The 1,288-nt window shown below is 37.2% G+C and carries 1 protein-coding gene and 1 pseudogene; one reads left to right on the top strand and one right to left on the bottom strand.

Annotation, left to right across the window (positions count from 1 at the left end; all coding sequences use genetic code 11):
- Positions 1–632 precede the first annotated feature (632 nt).
- Positions 633–803: a hypothetical protein gene (locus tag H5232_RS23215; protein WP_182831647.1), complete on the bottom strand. Its 171-nt coding sequence runs from the start codon at positions 801–803 to the stop codon at positions 633–635.
- Between the two features lie 291 nt (positions 804–1,094).
- Here H5232_RS23215 and H5232_RS24465 point away from each other — a divergent pair.
- Positions 1,095–1,288, top strand: a pseudogene (locus H5232_RS24465) (IS21 family transposase); the annotation flags it as partial.

The raw sequence follows: 1,288 nt of genomic DNA, 5'->3' as shown, positions 1-1,288 counted from the left end.
TAATTGATTTGAAACTTGGTTAATCTGCATGTGAACTCTGTTTTTGGTCATGTTTTTATTGGCGTAACTATTTGATCATTAACAGAGTTCAACTTCAAGTTTTCTTAAGATCCAACCTATGAAATTCAGCTAGCAAGTCACTACAAATAACAGTTGGAATACAATTCTTCAACATTGCTTTCAAGCCACTCATTAAATTGGACTGGCATACTAATTTGATCAAGCCGGTTTTGCACATATTCGTTTAAGGATGTGGCATAAAAACTCATGTGAGGAAGTGGTGCATTAGTCAATCACTTTTGCCCCATCAATTGCATATTACAAATCGATGCTAATTCACAAAAGGATTCTTCGAGCCACTTAAAAGCGTGTCAGAGTTGGTGTTACTTATGCTATGGGAATTTGCTTTTTATGGCCTAAGCGATATCAAGCCAACTTTACTGGCGTGTCTATCGTTTTTCCTAATATATATAAAACAGTACCATTAGTTGTCAAAGATAGAGAACATTACATTTATACTTTCTTCGTAAGCGTATAGCTAGTTTTGGTAGTACTTTGCCAATGCCAACAAGGCTGTTATTCCACCCAATGCGTTCCTTCCAAAGCTTACAATCGACTATCTTCTTTAGCAGTCAATACGATTGGTCTTGTATAACTTCTAACATGTGTGTGGTTGGTACATCATTGCCGTGCTCGGTAATTACAACAACTCTACGCAACTCAGGAATGCGTGGAACCGCTGCATTACCCCGTTCGCATTGTGCTGAGGCATTATTTACTTTACTGTATGATTTACGATGCATATTCTCTTCAGCTTTGATCACGAAAATTACGCGATAATGATCACTTTTGTGTTCTTAATGATTTTGCCGATCAAAGCTTAATGCCACTCGTAACCGAGTTCACGTTTTATCATTTTTGTAGGTATGTTAAACCATTATCTAAATCATTTGATGAGGATAACAATCATGTCAACAAGACCTATATCTATGAGTAAATTACAGACTAAATTAGGGCTGAAATATTCAGCAAAATTATCCCATCGAGAGATTGCAAGAAGCTTAAATATCTCCCCTTAGACCGTCGCTAACTTCGTGAAAAAGGCCAATGAGCTAGGCTTAAATCACTGGCCGTTACCTGAAAATAAACAACACGATACTTTCCTTAATACAAAAATCAGGGACTTCTCACCCCGTCAAAAAAGATACCCAACACCTGACTGGCTCACCATCAATAAGGATTTAAAGCAGCACAAACATTTGACGTTGCAGTTAGTATTCGATGAAAT

Source organism: Pseudoalteromonas sp. SG41-5 (assembly GCF_014164495.1).
Taxonomy (GTDB): Bacteria; Pseudomonadota; Gammaproteobacteria; order Enterobacterales; family Alteromonadaceae; genus Pseudoalteromonas; species Pseudoalteromonas rhizosphaerae.
Note: the sequence above shows the minus strand (reverse complement) of the source record. Positions and strands in the feature narration are given on the sequence as shown.

Coding starts and splice junctions, on each gene's coding strand:
- H5232_RS23215 (WP_182831647.1), bottom strand. CDS start 803: ATGCATCGTAAATCATACAGTAAAGTAAATAATGCCTCAGCACAATGC.